This is a genomic window from Moorena sp. SIO1F2 (genome assembly GCF_010672755.1).
Lineage (GTDB): Bacteria > Cyanobacteriota > Cyanobacteriia > Cyanobacteriales > Coleofasciculaceae > Moorena.
The window spans coordinates 1-4766 of the sequence record NZ_JAAHFV010000443.1 but is presented as its reverse complement, the minus strand read 5'-3'; the positions used below and the strand labels follow the sequence as shown (position 1 = coordinate 4766).

Annotated in this window: 7 protein-coding genes and 1 pseudogene; 7 read left to right on the top strand and 1 reads right to left on the bottom strand. The window is 42.1% G+C overall.

Annotated elements, in window-relative coordinates; genetic code table 11:
• Positions 1-187: 187 nt before the first annotated feature.
• On the bottom strand, positions 188-430 hold the full coding sequence (locus tag F6J94_RS30465) for a hypothetical protein (RefSeq protein ID WP_293047130.1): 243 nt from the start codon (positions 428-430) through the stop codon (positions 188-190).
• A 654-nt stretch (positions 431-1084) separates the two neighbouring features.
• Here F6J94_RS30465 and F6J94_RS30460 point away from each other — a divergent pair.
• The 7 genes and pseudogenes from F6J94_RS30460 to yidC form a co-directional block, all read left to right on the top strand.
• Positions 1085-1687 carry a sigma-70 family RNA polymerase sigma factor gene (locus F6J94_RS30460; RefSeq protein ID WP_293047128.1) on the top strand — a complete coding sequence of 201 codons (603 nt, stop codon included), beginning with the start codon at positions 1085-1087 and terminating at the stop codon, positions 1685-1687.
• A 191-nt stretch (positions 1688-1878) separates the two neighbouring features.
• The gene (locus F6J94_RS30455) at positions 1879-2148 is read left to right on the top strand and encodes a hypothetical protein (protein WP_293047126.1); all 270 of its coding nucleotides are present in this window, start codon (positions 1879-1881) and stop codon (positions 2146-2148) included.
• A complete protein-coding gene (locus F6J94_RS30450; protein WP_293047124.1) occupies positions 2136-2267 on the top strand; it encodes a hypothetical protein in 132 nt (43 codons plus the stop codon). Before F6J94_RS30455 ends, F6J94_RS30450 begins: the two co-directional genes overlap by 13 nt.
• A gap of 224 nt (positions 2268-2491) precedes the next feature.
• Positions 2492-2629 carry a 50S ribosomal protein L34 gene (gene rpmH, locus F6J94_RS30445; protein WP_044494288.1) on the top strand — a complete coding sequence of 46 codons (138 nt, stop codon included), beginning with the start codon at positions 2492-2494 and terminating at the stop codon, positions 2627-2629.
• A 128-nt stretch (positions 2630-2757) separates the two neighbouring features.
• On the top strand, positions 2758-3165 hold the full coding sequence (gene rnpA / locus F6J94_RS30440) for a ribonuclease P protein component (RefSeq protein WP_293047122.1): 408 nt from the start codon (positions 2758-2760) through the stop codon (positions 3163-3165).
• On the top strand, positions 3155-3550 hold the full coding sequence (locus F6J94_RS30435) for a PH domain-containing protein (protein ID WP_293017280.1): 396 nt from the start codon (positions 3155-3157) through the stop codon (positions 3548-3550). The genes rnpA and F6J94_RS30435 overlap by 11 nt, the downstream gene beginning before the upstream one ends.
• Positions 3551-3758: 208 nt before the next feature.
• A pseudogene (yidC, locus tag F6J94_RS30430) lies at positions 3759-4730 on the top strand (membrane protein insertase YidC); the annotation flags it as partial.
• Between the last annotated feature and the right edge of the window lie 36 nt (positions 4731-4766).

Below are 4766 nucleotides of genomic sequence, written 5' to 3'. Positions count from 1 at the left end.
AGGGAGTAGGGGAAACAGTGTGGGTTTTCCGGTGTAGGGTAACCGTCACCCCGTCATAGCCTCTCCCCATCTCCCCAAAGCGCCCCCATTCAGAATTTAAATCGGTGACAGCTTATTCCCACTCCCCTCCTAACTACACCTGCCATACCCCCTTGTTGATTAGACCTCCCAGAAAAACTAGGGAAGTCTATTGATCGCTTGTGCTAATTTGATTTGTTTTTGATTTGTTTGTGATTTCCCTTTTGTCTACATCAGTCATGATTTCGAGTTCCTTGGGAGTAGCCTTTAGGTGAAAAAGATAGCGACCGTTGATCATATAGACTGTAGTGATAGCTCCTATAGCAAAGATCAGGACTCCACAGAGCGGTAAAGTAATCTGCCAAACTGGGAAGTTGTGGTTACTTGGTTTTTTCTGTTGATTCTGTGACATAGTGATTGAACACTTAGAGACGACTGTTTGAATAGCCACGATTTCCTATTGACTGCCTGCCTAGACGCTACAAACTATCGAGCAGGCTTTCACTCCGAGTAGAATTCCTACCCCAAAGAATTTTTGAGCAAAATTATTACCCATGTTCTGTTACCGCCTACTAGCAGCTTTAGAGTCTGATTGCGAGGCTACATAGTTAATGTGCCGGTTCAAGGATTCTGTGACATTGACTGGGTCATTCTTCTAGAGGTGCTGCTATTCAAAATTCAAGCACCCTGTTTTTTTTTGGAAATTTTCCCGAGAGGGTGTCACACTTTCTGACAGTTCTGCACATATATATAGAAGAGGCAATCTGATGATTTGCGTAGCAGCATATTCTGCTACGCATAAAAAATAGTTCGTCTCTTCAAGTAGTAAATAGCGCTAGCTTTTACTTCCAAACTAAATTAGAAATAGGAGACAGTGGGCAATGGTCAAATGTGAATATAAACTACCCAAAAATTATCATATTATTGATAATAAGCAAAAACAAAAAAAATGGAAGCTTTTAATGATAAAATTACGTAAATTAGTAGGTCAATAAAAAATACAAAAACATTGAATAATATCATAAACAGGAGGTCGTGTTCAATGTCACCATAGGAGACCTAATAAATGATCATAAAAAAAACTTTAACCCCTAGGGAAAAGTTTGAATCAGCGGTTCAACATTTATTTAAACAAACCTATTTAGAAACTAATGAAGCAAAATCTTATGCTGCATTATTCAACGGAATCAAGTCCAAACTACGCCAATTTAATTTACCACATGATCAAATGTATGATGTAATTCATGAAACGTATTTACGGGGAATAAAACTCCTAGAATCCGGGGAAGAGATTAAAAACCCTAGAGCCTGGATCAGGGAGACTTCCTTCAATGTCATCCGTGAGATGAGCCGGAAACAAAAAAAAGAGCCGTCATGGGACTCTAATTTAATAGAGCATCAAAAAGCACTAGAAGCAAGCAATAGTCTCAACTCGGCGAACTATGACGATAAAGACTTAAGGCTGCTGGAGCTAGCCCTTAAAAAATTAGAACCAAAGGACAACAAGCTAATCGTGTTACGGCACATAGAAGGGTTATCTTGGCAACAAGTAGTAAACCATCTAGCTTCTAACGGAGAAGTTGTGACTGAGGCGTCTGCCAGGCAACGAGGTAAACGTGCCCTAAAGCGTTTACGTAATATCTTTTTTGAGCTTAAGAAGCATAATTAGTAAACAAAATATTATGATTAGCTATAGCTAATTAGGGTGCGGAAACCGCTTGGGGGCATTCCTGATATGATTGCCCCAATCTTCCTTTATTAATTAAAATATATTTTTTAAACAATTTTCTTTGTAGAATATTTTATTTAATAAAACTTTATCAAATAAAATTACAGGATAAATTAACAAAAATAATGAGCATGATTAAACGAAAAAAAAATAAATTAGCAGAAGAATTAGCAGAAGAATATAGCCAGCTAATAGCTCTTCCGGTTTTGTCTGAATTAGAGGCAAATCGGATGGCAGAAATCCTAGAGCTAGCTAATCTTGATGAATCCCTTAACTGCTTAATTGAGGAAATTGAAATTAAGGAATATTTACAACTAGAAAAGTGGAATCAAGGTCTTCGGAATTTACTGAAGGTGGTTTCAACAGAAGAGCCATCCCCTACTACACCATGGCAGGACTAAACTATCTAAGGGGTGTAAGCATTCAGTGGTCAGTGGTCAGTGGTCAGTGGTCAGCCATCAGCGGTCAGTGGTCAGCGGTCAGTGGTCAGCGGTCAGTGGCACAGGCTTCTAGCCTGTGACGCTTCGACGCTGTGACCTAACTCATAAGCTGAAAGCTGAAAGCTGAAAGCTGATAACTGATAGCTGATAGCTGATAGCTGATAGCTGATAGCTGATAGCTGATAACTGATAACTGATCGCTTAGCTTGATAGATCACCCCTTGACATGGTATGATCAACAATCAGCTATAGTTGGCAATCAATCCTTCATAGTATTCGTTAATAGTATTCCTCCAGCAAACCCATGACTCAACGCACTCTAGGCGGAACCAACCGTAAGCAAAAAAGAAAATCCGGTTTTCGTGCCCGGATGCGCACCAAAGATGGTCGCAATGTGATTAGAGCTCGCAGAAGCAAGGGACGGCGTCGTCTCTCGGTCTAGTCATCCAAGCATTGATGCCGACCTGCTATAAGTAAAAGGTAAAAGGTTAAGAAACAGCCATTTCCCGTGGCTCTTCTGCCTTTATCCTGCTCAAGGAATTGATATTAATCAAGGATTACAGTTAAGCATTGGGATTGCCTCAAGCTAATCGACTTAAGCACTGGCGAGATTTTAAAACAGTCTATCGCTCAGGTATTCGTCGTTCAGGGCGTTACCTAACATTACGGGGTTTACAACAGAGTACTATTCCCGCGATTGCCAAAGAAACCATTGCGCCAGAAAAATCCCTATCAAACAATCACCCTCCCTCCCGTCTTGGCATCTCCATCAGCCAAAAAGTCAGTAAGAAAGCAGTTGTTAGAAATCGGATTAAGCGGCAACTTCGAGCCGCCCTCAGGCAGTTATTACCACGCCTATCCCCCGGTTGGAAACTAGTCGTAATAGTAAAACCAGAAGCCAGAGAGTGCGAATATGCACAACTTTTGAGAGAATTAGAAAAGTTGTTGGTAAAAGCAGAGGTGTTGGATGGGCATTAGAGAAGATGTATTTTATGAGGGTGGCCCTCACCGGGGAGATCTGATCATTAGCATATTGTTGGCATTTACGATTATATTCATACCTCTAACCGTAGCTGCTATTGTCAGGGCTCTATGGCTACGGTATCGGATTACCAGCCGCCGCATATCAATAACTGGGGGTTGGCGGGGACGCGATCGCTCAGATGTGATCTATTCTGAAATTTCAAAGATTGCCACAGTTCCCCGTGGTATAGGAACTTGGGGAGATATTGTCGTTACCCTAAAAGATGGTAGCCGTTTGGAAATGCGCGCAATACCGCGCTTTAGAGAAATTTACGACTACATTGCCGAACGAGCAGCAGACAAAACAGGCAAAGCCGTTAGTGCCATCAAAATGATGTAGACAGAACATTGCCAAGAAAACCTTGACATCGGTCCCTTGCCCTGATCTAGTCTTCCCTTTCCTACATCTGGCCACCAAAATCGGTTCAACTCCTTGATGTCAGTAGATATACCTGATAAAAGTCGGAAACCCGAACCGCATAGGGACGGAGATTAGTTACATTAGACACAGAAAACTTTACAATAGCGCCTAGGTTAACGTCAAACGAATGGACTTTGGTATCGGATTTATCTCCAACAACATCATGCTGCCAATCCTGGATTTCTTTTACGGGATTGTGCCTAGCTATGGTTTAGCCATAATAGCCTTGACCCTGGTGATTCGCTTTGCCCTCTTCCCTCTTAATGCTGGCTCCATTCGCAACATGAGGCGCATGAAAGTCACCCAACCCTTGATGAAGAAGCGGCAAGACGAAATAAAAGAGCGCTACAAGGATGACCCGGCTAAACAGCAGGAAGAAATGAGTAAGCTGTTTCAAGAGTTTGGCAACCCCCTAGCCGGTTGTTTGCCACTGTTGGTACAAATGCCGGTTCTGTTTGCCCTATTTGCCACCTTGCGGGGATCACCCTTTGCAAACATTAACTACGACGTCAACTTACAAATTTTTCCCCAAGAACAGCTGGAATATATCCAGCCTAAAGTCTTTACCACCAAACCCCAAAATATTTACATTACCGATGGCTTACATGAACCAGTCATCGCCCTACTTCCGGCAGGAAATAAGCTGGTAGTTGGGGAAAAAACCAAAGTAGAGTTTCAAACTGTTGAAGGTCAACCCTTAAATCAACTAATTGCTCAGCATCCAGAAACCGATATCACTCCCACTTGGCAAATAGTCAACGGAGAAGACCGCTTACGTATTCTTGAAGATGGGACACTAGAAGCCCTGATGCCTGGAGAGGTAAAGCTTCAGGGAACCTTAACGGGAATAGCTGCTAACAAAGGCTTTCTATTTATTGATGCTTTAGGAAGAGTGGGTGCTTTTGATGACGATGGCACTATCCACTGGGATATCGTAGGTATGATTCTATTCTTTGGGATCAGTTTGTACGTCAACCAGCTGTTGTCTGGTTCAGGTGCAGGTGCAGGGCAAGCCGGTGACCAGCAAAAGGTAGTTAATCAGATTACTCCAGTATTGTTTTCTGGCATGTTCTTATTCTTTCCCCTGCCAGCTGGGGTTTGAAATATATTAGCTACAACAATATACATCAATACC

Bases quoted from the DNA above. Each gene is read 5' to 3' on its own strand.
- F6J94_RS30465 (WP_293047130.1), bottom strand. From the start codon at position 430: ATGTCACAGAATCAACAGAAAAAACCAAGTAACCACAACTTCCCAGTT.
- F6J94_RS30460 (WP_293047128.1), top strand. From the start codon at position 1,085: ATGATCATAAAAAAAACTTTAACCCCTAGGGAAAAGTTTGAATCAGCG.
- F6J94_RS30455 (WP_293047126.1), top strand. From the start codon at position 1,879: ATGATTAAACGAAAAAAAAATAAATTAGCAGAAGAATTAGCAGAAGAA.
- F6J94_RS30450 (WP_293047124.1), top strand. From the start codon at position 2,136: ATGGCAGGACTAAACTATCTAAGGGGTGTAAGCATTCAGTGGTCAGTG.
- rpmH (WP_044494288.1), top strand. From the start codon at position 2,492: ATGACTCAACGCACTCTAGGCGGAACCAACCGTAAGCAAAAAAGAAAA.
- F6J94_RS30435 (WP_293017280.1), top strand. From the start codon at position 3,155: ATGGGCATTAGAGAAGATGTATTTTATGAGGGTGGCCCTCACCGGGGA.